This window comes from Aquitalea magnusonii, assembly GCF_002217795.2.
GTDB lineage: Bacteria > Pseudomonadota > Gammaproteobacteria > Burkholderiales > Chromobacteriaceae > Aquitalea > Aquitalea magnusonii_B.
In genome coordinates this window covers 2178344-2193528 of sequence record NZ_AP018823.1, presented here as the reverse complement: position 1 = coordinate 2193528, position 15185 = coordinate 2178344, and the positions used below count along the sequence as shown (strand labels likewise).

The following is a 15185-nucleotide window of genomic DNA, read 5'->3' as shown; positions in this document are numbered from 1 at the left end:
ATAAGCATATCAATTTAATTTGATTGATCTTCAAATTTGCTGGGAATAGATTTTGTGGCGTCAATTACACGGTGCAAACAAATGTCATACTCCCTGTCCATCCTGGATAAAAGCCCGATTCCGCCGGGCGCTACCGCAGCCGATGCACTGGCCAATACCGTGGCGCTGGCCAAGCTGGCAGAGCAGTTGGGCTATTACCGTTTCTGGGTGGCCGAACACCACAGCACGCCGCTGCTGGCCAGTTCCGCGCCCGAAGTGCTGATCTCCCACATCCTGGCGCATACCAGCCGCATCCGCGTGGGCAGTGGCGGCGTCATGCTGCAGCACTACAGCCCCTACAAAGTGGCGGAAACCTTCAATCTGCTGGCGGCGCTGGCGCCGGGCCGGGTAGACCTGGGCGTGGGCAAGGCCCCCGGCGGCCTGCCGTTCAGCACCCGTGCCTTGCAGCACTATCACGATGCCGCGCGCAAGCCGGATTTCACCGCCCAGCTTACCGAGCTGAATGCCTTCCTGAATGAAGGCCAGCCGGAGGGCCATCCGCTGGCCGGGGCAAAGGCGACACCGCTGCCACCCATTACGCCGGGGCGCTTCTTGCTGGGCGGCAGCCCGGACAGCGCCCGGCTGGCCGCCCGCCTGGGCTGGGATTTTGCCTATGCCGGCCACTTCAATGGCGACCCTTTGAATATCCAGCAATCCATTGCCGTGTACCGCCAATGGACCGGCAAGGTGCCGGCGCTGGCGCTGTATGCCTTTGCGGCAGAAACCCGCGAACAGGCACAGGCGCTGGTGGGGGAGCTGAAGCTGTTTAAGGTGACGCTGGAAGATGGCCGCAGCGTCAACGTGCCCAGCCGCGAGGCCGCCGAGGAGTTTGCCCGTCAGGCTGGCAGCAGCCGGTACCAACTGGAAGAAAAGCATCCGCACGTGATTGCCGGTACTGCCGGTGATGTGCGCGCCGAGCTGGATTCCCTGCACCAGAGCTACGGCATCCGCGAATTCATCATTGATATCCCTGTGGCCCAGTTTGCGCTGCGCCGCGCTTCCATTGCCCTGCTGGCCGAAGCGCGCGAGCCGCTGGCCGCCTGACCGTACTGATCAATCTTTTTGGAGCTGAACATGAGCAAACCCATTACTTTCGGCATCATGCTGCACGGCGCTGGTGGCCACATGCACGCCTGGAAACACCCTAGCGGCCCGGCGGATGCCAGCGTGAACCTGCAGTTCTATATCGATACCGTGCAGAAAGCCGAAGCCAACGGCATTGCCTTTGCCTTTGTGGCGGACGGCCTGTACATCAACGAAAAATCCATTCCGCACTTCCTCAACCGTTTCGAGCCGATTTCCATCCTGTCGGCGCTGGCCAGCGTAACGCGCAAGATCGGCCTGGCCGGCACCGTGTCCACTTCCTACAGCGACCCGTTTACCGTGGCGCGCCAGTTCGGCTCGCTCGACCTGATCAGCGGCGGCCGCGCCGGCTGGAATGTGGTGACCACGCCGCTGGAAGGCACGGCGCTGAACTACAGCCGCCCGCATCCGGAACACAGCCTGCGTTATGAAATTGCCGACGAATACCTGCAAGTCACCCAGGGCTTGTGGGATAGCTGGGACGACGACGCCTTGCCGCGTAACCGTGAAACCGGCCAGTTCTTCGACAAGGACAAGCTGCACACCCTGAACCACAAGGGGCGTTTCTTCCAGGTGGCCGGGCCGCTGAACATCAGCCGCTCGCCGCAGGGCCAGCCGGTGATTTTCCAGGCCGGCTCTTCCGATGCCGGTATTGGCCTGGCGGGCAAGTATGCCGACGCGGTGTTTACCCACTCGCCCTCCATCGAGGAAACCCGCGACTTCCTGCGCAAGGTGAAAACCAGCGCCGTGCTGCATGCCCGCAAGGCCGACGATGTGAAAATCTTCCCCGGCATTGCGCCGGTGGTGGCCGCCACCGATGCCGAGGCCGAAGCCAAGTTCCGCATCATCCAGCAACTGCTGACCATCGATGACGCACTGGCCTATCTGGGCCGCTTCTTCGACCACCACGACTTTACCCAGTACCCGCTGGACGAGGCCTTCCCGGAGCTTGGCGATATCGGTCGCAACAGCTTCCGTTCCACCACCGACCAGATCAAGGCCCGCGCTCGCGAGCACGGCCTGACCCTGCGCCAGGTGGCGCTGGAAGTGGCCACCCCGCGCAGCAACTTTGTCGGCAGCGGTGAAAAAGTGGCGGCGGAAATCATCCGCTGGGTGGATGAGGGTGCGGCTGACGGTTTCATCCTGGGCTTCCCGGTGGTGGCCGAAGGGCTGGACGACTTCATCACCCATGTGCTGCCGGTGCTGGAAAAGAGCGGACGCTTCAATCGCCAGCTGGAAGGACGCACCCTGCGCGACCATCTGGGCTTGCCGCGCAAGGAAAGCCGTTACCAGCAAGCGGCTGAGCACAGCAGCCAGCAGCAGGTGGCCTGATGAATGCAGCATTAGACAGCGCCGTGTTGCCGCGCAGCCTGCAGATCGAAACCGGCATTGCGGCTGCCAATGCCGAATTCGTCGCCCTGCGTCGCGACCTGCACCAGCACCCGGAACTGGCGTTTGCCGAACATCGCACCGCCGGCAAGGTGGCCGCGCTATTGCAGCAGTGGGGCTATCAGGTGACTACCGGCATCGCCGGCACCGGGGTGGTGGGCAGCTTGCGCCGCGGCAGCAGCGAGCGTTCGCTCGGCCTGCGCGCCGATATGGATGCGCTGCCCATCCAGGAAGCCACCGGCCTGCCGTATGCCAGCCAGAACCCCGGCGTGATGCATGCCTGCGGACATGACGGCCACACCGCCATCCTGCTGGCCGCCGCCCGCTTTCTGGCACTGCACGGCCAGTTTGACGGCACCTTGCAGCTGATTTTCCAGCCGGCGGAAGAAACCGGCAGCGGCGCACGGCGCATGCTGGAGGAGGGCTTGTTCGAGCGCTTTCCCTGCGATGCGGTGTTCGGCCTGCACAACTGGCCTGGGGTGAGCTGCGGCCATGTCGGCTGCATCGAAGGCCCGGCCATGGCCTCGGTAGACCAGGCCCACATCACCGTCCATGGCAAGGGCGGCCATGGGGCCGAACCGCATAACACGGTGGACCCGGTGCTGGTGAGTGCCCACGTGATTACCGCGCTGCAATCGGTGGTGTCACGCAATGTCGACCCGCTGGACATGGGCGTGCTCACCGTGGGCAGCATCCACGGCGGCCATGCGTCCAATGTGATTCCGGACAGCGTGGAGCTGAAGCTGACTGCCCGCACCTTCCGCCCGGAAGTGCGCAGCCTGCTGCAACAGCGCGTACCGGCACTGGTGGAGGCACAGGCGGCCAGCTTTGGCGCACGCGCCGAGGTGGATTACCGCCTGGGCTTCCCGCCGGTGTGCAATCACCCGGCAGAAACCGCGCTGGCGCGTGAAGTGGCACAGGACACGCTGGGCGCGGCGCGGGTGGAACAGGCTTTCCGGCCGCGCACCGCCAGCGAGGACTTTGCCTTCATGTTGCAGGCGCGCCCCGGCAGCTTCGTGTTTTTCGGCAATGGCGACAGCGCAGGCCTGCATAACCCGCGCTACGACTTCAACGACGCCATCCTGCCGCTGGCCGCCAGCTACTGGGTGGCCCTGGCCGAACGCTATCTGCCGCTGCAACAGGCGGCCACATAACAAGCGACAGCCAGACACACACATCGCAATGGACCGAGCACATGCGTGACTACTTTGTTTACACCACCACCACCGACCCGCGCGCCAGCGTGATGCTGGCCGAGCTGACGCAGGAATACGACGCACGCTACGGCAATCTGTTCAGCCCCGGCGGTGCCGCTGAGGAAATGCGCCGCTATCCGCCGGAAACCTTTGCGCCGCCGCATGGCAACTTCCTGTTGCTGCTGCGTCAGGGCCAGGCGATTGCCGGCGGGGCCTTCAAGCGGCTGGATGAGCACACCGCCGAATTCAAGCGCATCTGGACCCACAGCCAGTTCCGCCGTCAGGGCCTGGCCGGGCTGGTGTTGCAGGAGCTGGAGGCGCAATGCCAGCGCCAGGGCTACCGCCAGATTTACCTCACCACCGGTTGCCGCCAGCCGGAGGCGGTCGGGCTCTACCTGCGTCATGGCTATCAGGCGCAGTTCGACCCCGAGGGGGATCTGGAAGCCTTGCGCACCCTGCCGTTTACCAAGGCAGTGCCACGCCAGTCCAGCGCGCCATCCCACCCCGCGCACTGGACGGAACTGGCCGGCATTGCCGTTTGAAACCGCTTTGACTTGCTGGCCGACCACCCATCGCGGCTTTTGCACAGGACAAGACATCATGAGTGAAATTACCGAAGTCGGCGAAATCGCCTTTACCCATTCATTGCCACGGCAAGGCAATGCGCATGCCCATGCCGACAACAGCGGCAGCAACCGCTATGCCGGGCTGCGCATCATCCCGGCGCGTTACCCGGCACGTATTGCCGGCAGCGTGCTGGCCCTGCTGTTGCTGGCGGCCATCATCAGTTCGGTGGCCACCAATCCGCGCTGGGGCTGGGCGGTGTTTGCCGAATGGTTTCTGGCCGCCCCGGTGCTGGAAGGCCTGGGCCGCACTCTGCTGCTGACCGCCATCGGCACAGTGCTGGGGTCGGTGTTGGGCACGGTGCTGGCGCTGGCGCGGGTGTCGCGCTCGCCGCTGCTGGCCAGCCTGTCGTGGAGCTATATCTGGCTGTTCCGCTCCATTCCGCTGATCGTGCTGCTGCTTATCCTCAACAACCTGGGTTATCTGTACGAAACCATCAATATCGGTGTGCCGTATACCGGCATCAACTGGTTCAGTTATTCCACCACCGAGCTGATCAGCCCCTTTGCCGCAGCAGTGCTGGGCCTGAGCCTGAACCAGGCGGCATTCTCGGCGGAAATCATCCGTGGCGGCATTTTGTCGGTGGAGCAGGGCCAGCTGGAAGCCGCGGCCGCGCTGGGCCTGCCGCGCGGACGGCAGATTTTCCGCATCGTGCTGCCGCAGGCCATGCGTACCATTTTGCCCACCGCTTTCAATGACATCATTGGCCTCGCCAAGGGCACGGCCAATGTCTACATCCTGGCGCTGCCGGAGCTGTTCTACACCATCCAGGTGGTGTACCACCGCAATCTGGAAGTGATTCCGCTATTGATGGTGGCCACTGTGTGGTACCTGATCATCCTCACCGTACTGTCCACGGTTCAGGTGCAGGTGGAGCGTCACTATGCGCGTGGCGCGCTGCGCCAGCAGCCGCAGTCGCTGTGGCAGCGTGCTCGTCAGCGCTGGTGGCCTGTCAGCGCCAGCGGCCCGGCCACGGTGGCACCGCCTGCTGCGCTGACCGACATACCCGCAGTGCAGGGCGGGGAAGTCGCCATTCATGCTGTCAGCAAGCGCTATGGCCATCAGCAGGTGCTGGATGCGGTGTCGCTGACCGTTCCGCCCGGCAGCGTCACCGTCATCATCGGGCCGTCCGGTTCGGGCAAGTCCACCTTGCTGCGCAGCATCAATCATCTGGAACGGGTGGATAGCGGTTTCATTGCCATTGACGGGGAGTTGATCGGCTATCGCCAGCAAGGCAATTCGCTGCACGAGCTGAAGGAAAAGGACATTCTGCAACGCCGTGTGGAAGTGGGCATGGTGTTCCAGCACTTCAACCTGTTTCCCCATCTCACCGTATTGCAAAACCTGATTGAAGCGCCCATCGCGCTGCGCGGCCTGAGCCGGGCCGAGGCCGAAGCCCAGGCGCGCCTGCTGCTCAAGCGGGTAGGGCTGGCCGACAAGGCCGATGCCTGGCCGCGTCAGCTATCCGGTGGCCAGCAGCAGCGCGTGGCCATTGCCCGTGCGCTGGCGCTGCGCCCCAAGGTGCTGCTGTTTGACGAACCCACCTCGGCGCTGGACCCGGAGCTGGTGCAGGAAGTGCTGGACGTCATCAAGGAGCTGGCGCGCTCTGGCACCACGCTGCTGATTGTCACCCATGAAATCGGCTTTGCCCGTGAAGTGGCCGATACCGTGGTGTTCATGGAGCAAGGCCGCATTGTGGAAAGCGGCAGCCCGGAGCAGGTATTGCGCCAGCCGCAGCAGCAGCGCACCCGCGAATTCCTGGCCCGCGTGCTCTAGCGCCATCGATAAAACAATTTCACACACCGTCACGACCATAACAAGGAAAGCATCATGTCGCGTAACACCCATCTGCCACGCCGTACCGTACTGGCCGCCCTCAGCCTTGCCCTGCTGGCCCCGCTGTTTGGCCATGCCGCCAGCAGCATCGACCTGAGCCCGGAGCAAAAAGGCCAGCCCAAGGGCCGTCCGGTGCCAGAGGCCATCAAACTGCTGCCCAAGGACGTGCGCTTCGTCAAGGACAAGACCTTCGTGGTGGCCATTGCCGGCGGCATTCTGCCGATTGGCGGTTTTGCCAGCGACTCGAAAACCATCATCGGTGCCGACCCGGACATCTCCCGCCTGGTGGCTGACGGCCTGGGCCGCAAGCTGGAACTGGTCAACGTGGCCTGGGCCGACTGGCCGCTGGGCTTGCAGTCCGGCAAATACGATGCGGTGATTTCCAATGTCACCGTTACCGAAGCGCGCAAGGAGAAATTTGATTTCTCCACCTACCGCAAGGACTTGCTCGGCTTTTACACCAAGGCGGGCAGCAAGCTGAAAATCAATGCACCCAAGGATACTGCCGGGCTGAAGGTGATTGTGGGGGCGGGCACCAATCAGGAGCAGATCCTGCTGGAATGGAACAAGAAAAACGAAGCCGCCGGGCTCAAACCGTTGCAGGCACTGTATTTTGATGATGAAGCCGTGGCCCGCGTAGCCTTGCAGTCCGGCCGCGCCGATGCCTGGCTCGGCCCCAATGCCATCTATGCGCTGGAAGCGGCGCGTACCGGCAAGGTACGGCTGGCCGGCACCTTCTCTGGTGGTTGGCCGCTGACAGCGGACATCGCGGTGGCCACGCGCAAGGACTCCGGCCTGGCTCCGGCGATTACCAAAATCCTCAATACCCAGATTGCCAACGGCAATTACGCCAAGGTACTCAGCCGCTGGGGCCTGAGTGCCGAAGCGGTGAGCGAATCGCGCACCAACCCGCCCGGCCTGCCCAAGAACTGAGCGTCTCGCAGCAAGCGGTAACAATGACAACGGCCCTTCGGGGCCGTTTTTTCATGTGTTCAAGTCTTGTCGCAATGCTTGTCACAGGACTTGTCCGGGCTGTCCTGCTCCAGATTGTGGCGGATGTGCAGCAAGGCTTGCAGCAAGGCCTCGGCCTGTGCCGCGGGGATGCCCTGCATGGCGCGGGCGGCCAGCAGGCGGCCATGCTGATGCAAGGTGCTGTGCAGCGTCTGCCCGGCCTCGGTCAGATACAGGCGCATGCTGCGGCGGTCCTGCGTGTCGGCGCGCGCCTCCAGCAGCCCGGCTTCTTTCAGGCGGGTAATCAGCCGGGTGAGCTGCGCCTTGTCGCGCCCGGAGTGCTGGGCAAGGTCACTCTGGGTATGGCCCGGATGGCGGCAGAAATAGCCCAGCACCTTGCCTTCCATATGGGTCAGCCCCAGGGCATCGTCCCGGATCGCGGCAAACTGGCGCGAGCGGTATTGATGCATCAGGGTGTGGATGGCCTCGAAAATCTGCTCGGCGGTGTCGTCAACATTGTTGACAAGGTCAACTTTATTTTGCATATTAGGTGATATTATCAATCAATTGGAGTCGCCATGACCACCATTTTGCCGCAACACCGCATCGAGCGGGTCAGATATGAACTGGCCAAGCGCAATGTCACCGTCCGCAAGGTAGAGCGCAGCGGCGACGGCTTTGCCCGCATCACCTTTGCTGGCGAAGCGCTGCACGGTTTCCAGTCACAGTCCTTTGACGACCATATCAAGTTCATTTTCCAGGACGCCGCCGGCAATACCGTAATGCGTGACTATACACCGCTGGCCGCCACGGCAGAGCAGGGTGAGCTGACGCTGGAGTTCGCGCTGCACGGCCACGGTGCCGCCGCCAGTTGGGCGCAGCAGGCAGCCGAGGGCATGCAGGCCATCATCGCCGGGCCCAAGGGTTCGATGATCATCCCGGCGCAGCAGGACTGGCATTTGCTGGTGGGCGATGCCTCATCCCTGCCGGCCATCCGCCGCCGTCTGGCCGAGCTGCTGCCCAGCGCCCATGTTGAGGTGCTGCTGCTGCGTGAAGACAGCGCGGCTGGCTGGACACTGCCGCAACAGTCGAGCTGGCGGGTCAGCCAACTGGCAGATGGCGAGGCCTTGCTGGCGGCATTGCGTGGCTGGCAAGTACCGGACGGCCATGGTTTTGCCTGGTGCGCGGGTGAGGGAGGACTGATGCGTCAGGCGCGCAGCATACTGCTGGAAGAAAAGCAGCTACCGCGCGAAGGGGTCAAGGTGGCAGCATACTGGCGGCTGGGTGAGGCGGATTTTCACGAGCGCCTGGCCTAGACGGCCCTGGAACAGTTGGTATCGCGCGGCTGACAAAGCCCTGCTGCTGCCCTGCGTTGCACTGGTAATGTCAGCAGGATTGGGGCCAGGTGGTGTCGCTCACAAAACAAGCGCTGCGCGGTTAAACCGGCAGCGCTTGTTCATTGCAGTGGATGTCGCTGTGTGCGGCTCAGGCCGCCATGGCTTCATCTGGCAGATCTGCGCATAGCTGGCGGATTTCCTCCAGCAAGGCGTCGATTGCCGGTGAGGGACAACTGCCCAGCCGCTGGGTGATGCCGATATGGCGACGGGTATCGCCCAGATCCACCGCCAGCGGCACGATTTCTCCACTGGCGATTTCCACGTGCAACTGGTGGGCGGAGCAGGCGGTCAGCAGCTCGCTATGCGCCAGCAACTGGCGTACCACCGCCAGGTCGCCACTTTCCACCGAGGGCTCCGGCGCAGGCAACCCGGCGCGCCGGAAGGCGCTGACCAGTGCCTGGCGGGCCGGAGACTCCGCGCGCGGCAGAATCCAGCCCGCGCCTTGCAGCTCGGCCAGCGACAGCCTGCGTTGCCAGCGCGCCAGCGGGTGGCTGCGGCGACAGAAAATGCCCACCTGATCCTGAAACAGCGCTTCGCTGTAGAACGGTGCCGCGGCATTGCCCTGACGCAAGGCCCCGAAGATGAAGTCGATATCGCCGCAGCGCAGGCCGCGGGCCAGTTCGGCAAACGGGCTTTCGCTGGTCTTGATCTTCAGGCCGGGATAGCGCTGCAACAACCGGGCAATGGCCAGCGGCAACAGGCTGGTGCGGCACAGCGGCAGCGCACCCACGGTAATGGTGCCGCACAGGCTGCCGCGCAGGGCAGACAGGTCGGCCTCGATATGGCGCAGCTCGGCAAAGGCGCGCTTGGCATGCAGCAGCAGTTGCTCGCCCGCTTCGGTCACCACCAAACCTTGCGTCATGCGTTGCAGCAGCGGCTGACCTACGGCTTCCTCCAGCCGGGCCAGCGACATGCTGATGCCGGATTTGCTCAACCCCAGTTGCTGACAGACCGGGGAGAACTGGCCATGTTCGGCCAGGCTGACAAAAATCCGCAGCTTGTTGCCGCCCAGCAATAGCTGGCTCAGCGGAGTAGGGTCGATGCGGCTGCCGCGAAACTGGCACAGCGCGGTGGCCGCCTGCAGGATTTCCTTGTGAATGCGCTGCGCGCGGCGATGCACGGCTTCGCCATAGGCATTAAGCAGCATGCCACGCGGGCGGCGCTCGAACAGGCTGACACCCAGCAAGTCTTCCAACTGGGTGAGCGCGCGGGTGATGGCCGAGGCGGCCTTGAATATCTGTTCGGACGAACGGGTGACGCTGCCGGTGTGGGCCACCGACAAAAACACGCGCAGATAGCGCAACACCTCATCCCGCTCCGGCTTGGCGGCAGGGTGGTTCATGAGTCTCTCCTCCAGCGATGCAATGGCCGTGACCGTCGGGCATCTGGAACTGCTGACAAAACCCCGCTCCTGCGTTGCGCCGCCTTGCCGTACTGCTGGTACTGTCTGCGGCGGCGCGCCTTGTTTCGGGGACATCTGCGATGTTTTGTCAGTGCAGCCAGCACTGGCGCACCCTGCGCGGACCGGCATGTTTTTTTGCTTTGCTGCACATTCTGCGGCTATGGTGCTATTCGATGCAGATGTCAAAACCGTGTCTGTGATCAGCTTTCCTGATCGCTGAACTGACATATCAGAAGCACCTGCCGAAGGGGGATGCAATGAAACTGGCAACACTGGCCGCGCTGATAGCCGCGGTGGAAGAGGGCAGCATGCGTGCCGCGGCGCGGCGCATCGGCTGCTCGCAACCGGCGCTCACCCGGATGATTCGCGAACTGGAGCTGGAACTGGCCGCGCCCTTGCTGCTGCGCTCCTCACGCGGGGTATTGCCCACTGCGCAAGGGCGGGTGCTGTATGAACGGGCAGTGCGCGCCCGTCATGAGCTGGAAGCCGCCGCCGATGAAATCAGCCAGATTGGCGGCCACATGGTGGGCAAGCTGCATATCGGTGCGGTGCCGCTGGCGGTGATGCTGCTGATCCCCGAAGCCATGCGCACCTTTGTGCGCGAGTTTCCGCAAATCCAGTTGCGCATCAGCGAAGAACTGTATGTGGCGCAATTGCAAAAGCTGCGTACCGGCGAGGTGGACATCACCGTCGGCGGCATTCCGGACGATCTGGCTGCCGGGGAGTTCTACATCGAACCCCTGCTGCACACCGAGATGATTCCGGCGGCGCGCCAGGGCAGCCGCTGGCTGGAAGCCCGTTCGCTGCAGGATTTGCAAGCAGCGCCCTGGGTGTATACCGGCACCGACCACCGTGCCGGCTATGCGCGGGCGCTGTTTGAGCGCAATGGCCTGGAAGCGCCGCAGCAAGGCGCGCTGGTCAACTCCACCCTGGCTTTGTTGTCGCTGGTGTCCACCGGCGACTACGTGGCCTTGCTGCCCCGGCAGATTGCCCGCCAGTCCTGGCTGGCCAGCTATGTTTCGCCCATCGAAACGGGCGAATCTGGCCTGCCGCTGCAAGTGGGGGCCATGGTGCGGCAAGAGCTGGCACTGGCCCCGGTGGTGCGCCATCTGCTTACCCATTTGCACCGCGCCGCCCACCACATCAATCGCGGCGACATGCTGCCTGCCTGAGCATCTACCTGCTTCCTCCCTGACGGCCACCGCGTGAACCGCAGCGCTCACAAAATGAGAATGCACGGTCACGAAGGGGCAAAGTTGCCCGCCTTTCCTCCGCATATATTGTTGGCAGAACAAGACGCCTGCCCAGGCAAATGCGGAGGAGAAACATGGATACGACAGCAAGTTACAGCGGTTTGCCGGCGCTGCCCTGCGTGTGGATGCGCGGCGGCACTTCCAAGGCGGCCTTCTTTCAAGCAGCCGACCTGCCGGCAGACCCGGCCGAGCGCGACCGTCTGCTGCTGGGGGCCATGGACGGCACCGACGCCCGCCAGATCGACGGCATTGGCGGCGGGCATCCGCTGACCACCAAGATCGCCATCATCTCCCGCTCCAGCCGCGACGATGCCGATATCGACTACCTGTTTGGCCAATTGGTGATTGGTGCTAATCGCATCGACTACGCCCCCACCTGCGGCAACATCCTGGCTGCGGTGGCACCGTTTGCGCTGGAAGAGGGCTTGCTGCCCTGCAGCGATGGCGAAACCCGTGTGCGCATCCACATGGTGAATACCAAGTCGCTGTGCGAAGCCGTGCTGCCCACGCCGGGCGGCAAGGTGAGCTATCAGGGCCACACCCGTATCAGCGGCGTTCCCGGCAGCGCAGCCGCCATCGAGCTGCGGTTTGCCGATGTGGCCGGTTCCTCCTGCGGCGCGCTCTATCCCACCGGCCAGGCACAGGACGTGGTGGGCGGCGTGGCGGTCAGCTGTATCGATAACGGCATGCCGGTGGTGCTGCTGCGTGCTGCCGACCTGGGCATCACCGGTTACGAAAGCCCGGCCGAGCTGGACGCCAACGACAGCTTCAAGCGCGAGCTGGAAGCCATCCGCCTGGCCATCGGCCCGCGCATGGGCCTGGGCGATGTCAGCGCGCGGGTAGTACCCAAGATGACGTTGCTGGCTGCGCCGATTACCGGCGGGGCCATTCATACCCGTACTTTCATCCCGAAAAAATGCCATGACGCCATCGGCGTGCTGGGTGCCGCCTCCGTCGCCACCGCCTGTGCCGACCCGGCCACGGTGGCAGGCGCGATGGCCGTGCTGGAGGACGGTGCTGCGGCCATCTCGGTGGAGCACCCGACTGGTGAGTTCACCATCCGCCTGACAGCGCAGCCGGACGCTGCACCTGCGGTGGCGCTCATCCGCACCGCCAGGCCCTTGTTCCGCGGCCAGGTGTTGCTGCCGTACCCGGCCTGAATGGCCTTGCGTTTCACCAGATAAAAAAACCACAGGACGCGGCCCGATCCGCGCCCAACGCTCGTCGTATTACAACAATGCAATAACGCAACAGGAGGAGAGATTCATGAATCAGGCAGCAGTACTGGATGTGCGCGAGTTTATTAACGCGCGCAAGATGTCGGCCTTCCAGTGGGGGCTGGTGGTGTTGTGCTTTTTGATTGTGGCTGTGGATGGCATGGATGTGGCCATCATGGGTTTTGTCGCGCCCAGCATTCTGGGCGAGTGGCATATCTCGCGTCCGGCCTTTGGCGTGGTGATGGGCGCTGCGCCCATCGGTCTGGCGGTGGGTGCCTTGCTGGCTGGTTCTTCCGCTGACTGGTTTGGCCGGCGCAAGGTGTTGCTAGCCTCGGTGCTGGGCTTTGGCGTGGCCACACTGGCCACTGCACATGCCACCACGCCACAGGGCATGGCAGCGCTGCGTTTTATCACCGGCCTGGCGCTGGGGGCGGCCATGCCCAATACCACCACGCTGATCTCGGAATACATTCCGGAGCGCATCCGCTCCTCGGTGATTGCCACCATGTTTACCGGTTTCAACCTGGGCTCTGCAGCCATCGGCTTTGCTGCCGCCTGGCTGACTCCGCGCTTTGGCTGGCAGTCCGTGCTGACCTTTGGCGGCCTGATGCCCTTGATTCTGCTGCCTTTCATGTTTTTCCTGCTGCCGGAATCCGCCCGTTATCTGGTGGGTAAGGGCGCACCGGCGGAACGTGTGCGTCCGCTGCTCTCGCGTGTGTGTCAGGTAAAGCTGGACAGCTACCAGGTGTTTGTATCGCAAGAAGCCCCGGTCAGCGCCAAGCAGCCGCTGGGCGTGTTGTTCTCGCAAGGCTATGCGCTGAAAACCTTCAGCCTGTGGCTGACTTATTTCATGGGCCTGCTGGTGATCTACCTCACCACCAGTTGGCTGCCCACCATGATGAAGGACGCCGGTATTTCGATTGACCGTGCCTCCACCCTGACGGCGATGTTCCAGCTGGGTGGCACCGTGGGTGCCATCGTGGTGGGTTTTGCCATGGACCGCATCAAGCCCAGCCGCGTAATCAGCGCGTCCTACCTGCTGGGTGGCGTGGCATTGGTGGTACTGGGGGGCAGCGGCCTGAATTCGGCCTGGATCGTGCTGGCCATCCTGGCCACCGGCTTCTGCCTGAGTGGCGCGCAAACCGGGCTGAACGCCTATGCGCCGGGCTGCTACCCCACCATGGCCCGTGCTACCGGTGTCAGCTGGATGCTGGGCGTGGGTCGTCTGGGCAGCATTCTGGGTTCGTCCATCGGCGGCGTGCTGCTCAGCCTGGGCTGGGGCTTCGAGGCCATTTTCCTGGCGCTGGCGCTGCCGGCGGTGATTGCCGCTGCGTCCATTCTGGGTGGCAGCCGGCAAGCCCGCACGCAAGCCTGATTTCCGATTTTTCATAACATGCAAGCGGCGCTACAGCGGGTAGCGCCGGCATCTGACATACGCAAGAAGGCAGACCTGATATGGCAACCATCATTGGCGGCATCGCCTGTTCCCATACTCCCACCATCGGTTTTGCGGTGGATCGCAACAAGCAGGACGACCCGGTATGGGCTCCCATCTTCCAGGCTTTTGCCCCGGTAAAAGCCTGGCTGGCGGAGAAAAAGCCGGATGTGCTGTTCATGATTTACAACGACCATGTCACGTCTTTCTTCTTCGACCACTATTCCGCCTTCACCCTGGGCATCGATCAGCGTTACGAAGTGGCGGACGAGGGCGGTGGCGCGCGTAATCTGCCGCCGGTGGCCGGCCATGCCGCGCTGTCGCGCCATATCGGTGCCAGCCTGATGGCCGCCGAATTCGACATGTCCTTTTTCCAGGACAAGAAACTGGACCACGGCTGCCTGTCGCCGCTGTCCATGCTCAACAACGGCAATAGCGACTGGGACGTACCCATCGTGCCGCTGGCCGTGGGGGTGTTGCAGTTCCCGGTGCCGTCCGCCGCGCGCTGTTACAAGCTGGGCAAGGCCTTGCGCGATGCCATCGAAAGCTATCCGGAAGACCTGAAAGTGGCCATCGTCGCCACCGGTGGCCTGTCGCACCAGGTGCATGGCGCGCGCTGCGGTTTCAATAATCCTGAATGGGATTTGCAGTTCCTGGAGCTGTTCGAAAAAGACCCGCAGGCACTCACCCGGCTGACACTGGCCGATTACGCCGAGCTGGGGGGCATGGAAGGGGCGGAAGTCATCATGTGGCTGATCATGCGCGGTGCGCTGTCCTCACAGGTGAAGAAAATCCACCAGACCTACTATCTGCCGTCCATGACCGGCATCGCCACCGCCATTTACGAAAACGCCTGCCTGCCGCTGCCCAAGCCGCGCACGGCGGACCTGCGCCACGCCATGGAACGGGAACTGGCCGGGGCGGAGAAGCTCACCGGCACCCACCCGTTCACGCTGGAAGCCAGCCTGCGCACCTACAGGCTGAACAAATTCCTGCGCGACATGATTGATCCGGCGCACCGCGAGCTGTTCCTGAACAACCCGCAAGCCGCCTATGCCAAGGCCGGCTTGACGGAGGAGGAGGCCGACATGCTGCAGCGGCGCGACTGGGATGCGCTGATCCGCTACGGCGTGATTTTCTTTGGCCTGGAAAAACTGGGTGCGGTGGTCGGCGTGTCGAATCTGCACATTTACGCCGCCATGCGTGGCCAGACGCTGGAGCAATTCCAGGCCACCCGCAACGCGCCGGGCGCGCTGTATTCAGTTACCGGCAAGGATGCTGGCGCACTGGCCTGGGACCAGAACAAACAGGGCTGAGCATTGCAAAGCCGCTGCCCGCTGGGCGGCGGCAAGACAACAAGGAA

14 protein-coding genes and 1 pseudogene are annotated in these 15185 nt (G+C 63.4%); 13 read left to right on the top strand and 2 right to left on the bottom strand.

The window, feature by feature from the left end; genetic code table 11:
* The first annotated feature begins 81 nt into the window (after window positions 1-81).
* The 7 genes and pseudogenes from DLM_RS10415 to DLM_RS10390 all read left to right on the top strand — a co-directional run bounded on the left by DLM_RS10415 (window position 82) and on the right by DLM_RS10390 (window position 7100).
* Window positions 82-1083: an LLM class flavin-dependent oxidoreductase gene (locus tag DLM_RS10415; RefSeq protein WP_089084705.1), complete on the top strand. Its 1002-nt coding sequence runs from the start codon at window positions 82-84 to the stop codon at window positions 1081-1083.
* A 30-nt stretch (window positions 1084-1113) separates the two neighbouring features.
* On the top strand, window positions 1114-2454 hold the full coding sequence (locus DLM_RS10410; protein ID WP_089084704.1) for an LLM class flavin-dependent oxidoreductase: 1341 nt from the start codon (window positions 1114-1116) through the stop codon (window positions 2452-2454).
* The gene (locus tag DLM_RS10405; RefSeq protein ID WP_089084703.1) at window positions 2454-3665 is read left to right on the top strand and encodes a M20 aminoacylase family protein; all 1212 of its coding nucleotides are present in this window, start codon (window positions 2454-2456) and stop codon (window positions 3663-3665) included. Before DLM_RS10410 ends, DLM_RS10405 begins: the two co-directional genes overlap by 1 nt.
* Before the next feature lie 41 nt (window positions 3666-3706).
* Window positions 3707-4249, top strand: coding sequence for a GNAT family N-acetyltransferase (locus tag DLM_RS10400; RefSeq protein ID WP_089084702.1), 543 nt, complete (start codon window positions 3707-3709; stop codon window positions 4247-4249).
* A 58-nt stretch (window positions 4250-4307) separates the two neighbouring features.
* A pseudogene (locus tag DLM_RS23655) lies at window positions 4308-5144 on the top strand (amino acid ABC transporter permease); the annotation flags it as partial.
* Window positions 5145-5342: 198 nt separating this feature from the next.
* Window positions 5343-6107, top strand: coding sequence for an amino acid ABC transporter ATP-binding protein (locus tag DLM_RS23495; RefSeq protein ID WP_420000716.1), 765 nt, complete (start codon window positions 5343-5345; stop codon window positions 6105-6107).
* A gap of 54 nt (window positions 6108-6161) precedes the next feature.
* Window positions 6162-7100: an ABC transporter substrate-binding protein gene (locus tag DLM_RS10390; RefSeq protein WP_089084700.1), complete on the top strand. Its 939-nt coding sequence runs from the start codon at window positions 6162-6164 to the stop codon at window positions 7098-7100.
* 59 nt (window positions 7101-7159) lie between these two features.
* Here DLM_RS10390 and DLM_RS10385 read toward each other — a convergent pair whose 3' ends face one another.
* A complete protein-coding gene (locus tag DLM_RS10385) occupies window positions 7160-7663 on the bottom strand; it encodes a MarR family winged helix-turn-helix transcriptional regulator (RefSeq protein WP_197715554.1) in 504 nt (167 codons plus the stop codon).
* Between the two features lie 33 nt (window positions 7664-7696).
* Between DLM_RS10385 and DLM_RS10380 the strand changes: the two genes are divergently transcribed.
* Entirely contained in the window at window positions 7697-8434 is a 738-nt protein-coding gene (locus DLM_RS10380; protein ID WP_089084699.1) for a siderophore-interacting protein, read from the top strand.
* Window positions 8435-8603: 169 nt separating this feature from the next.
* Here DLM_RS10380 and DLM_RS10375 read toward each other — a convergent pair whose 3' ends face one another.
* On the bottom strand, window positions 8604-9857 hold the full coding sequence (locus DLM_RS10375; protein ID WP_167467088.1) for a LysR family transcriptional regulator: 1254 nt from the start codon (window positions 9855-9857) through the stop codon (window positions 8604-8606).
* On the opposite strand from DLM_RS10375, the gene DLM_RS23345 reads away from it, so the two are divergent.
* The 5 genes from DLM_RS23345 to DLM_RS10355 all read left to right on the top strand — a co-directional run bounded on the left by DLM_RS23345 (window position 9856) and on the right by DLM_RS10355 (window position 15138).
* A complete protein-coding gene (locus DLM_RS23345; protein ID WP_167467087.1) occupies window positions 9856-10137 on the top strand; it encodes a hypothetical protein in 282 nt (93 codons plus the stop codon). The two genes, DLM_RS10375 and DLM_RS23345, sit on opposite strands and share 2 nt — an antisense overlap.
* A 37-nt stretch (window positions 10138-10174) precedes the next feature.
* A complete protein-coding gene (locus DLM_RS10370; RefSeq protein ID WP_089084697.1) occupies window positions 10175-11089 on the top strand; it encodes a LysR family transcriptional regulator in 915 nt (304 codons plus the stop codon).
* A gap of 155 nt (window positions 11090-11244) precedes the next feature.
* On the top strand, window positions 11245-12330 hold the full coding sequence (locus DLM_RS10365) for a 4-oxalomesaconate tautomerase (RefSeq protein WP_089084696.1): 1086 nt from the start codon (window positions 11245-11247) through the stop codon (window positions 12328-12330).
* Window positions 12331-12436: 106 nt separating this feature from the next.
* Window positions 12437-13762, top strand: a complete 1326-nt coding sequence (locus DLM_RS10360; RefSeq protein WP_089084695.1) for an MFS transporter — start codon at window positions 12437-12439, stop codon at window positions 13760-13762.
* A gap of 80 nt (window positions 13763-13842) precedes the next feature.
* Entirely contained in the window at window positions 13843-15138 is a 1296-nt protein-coding gene (locus tag DLM_RS10355) for a gallate dioxygenase (RefSeq protein WP_089084694.1), read from the top strand.
* Window positions 15139-15185 lie beyond the last annotated feature (47 nt).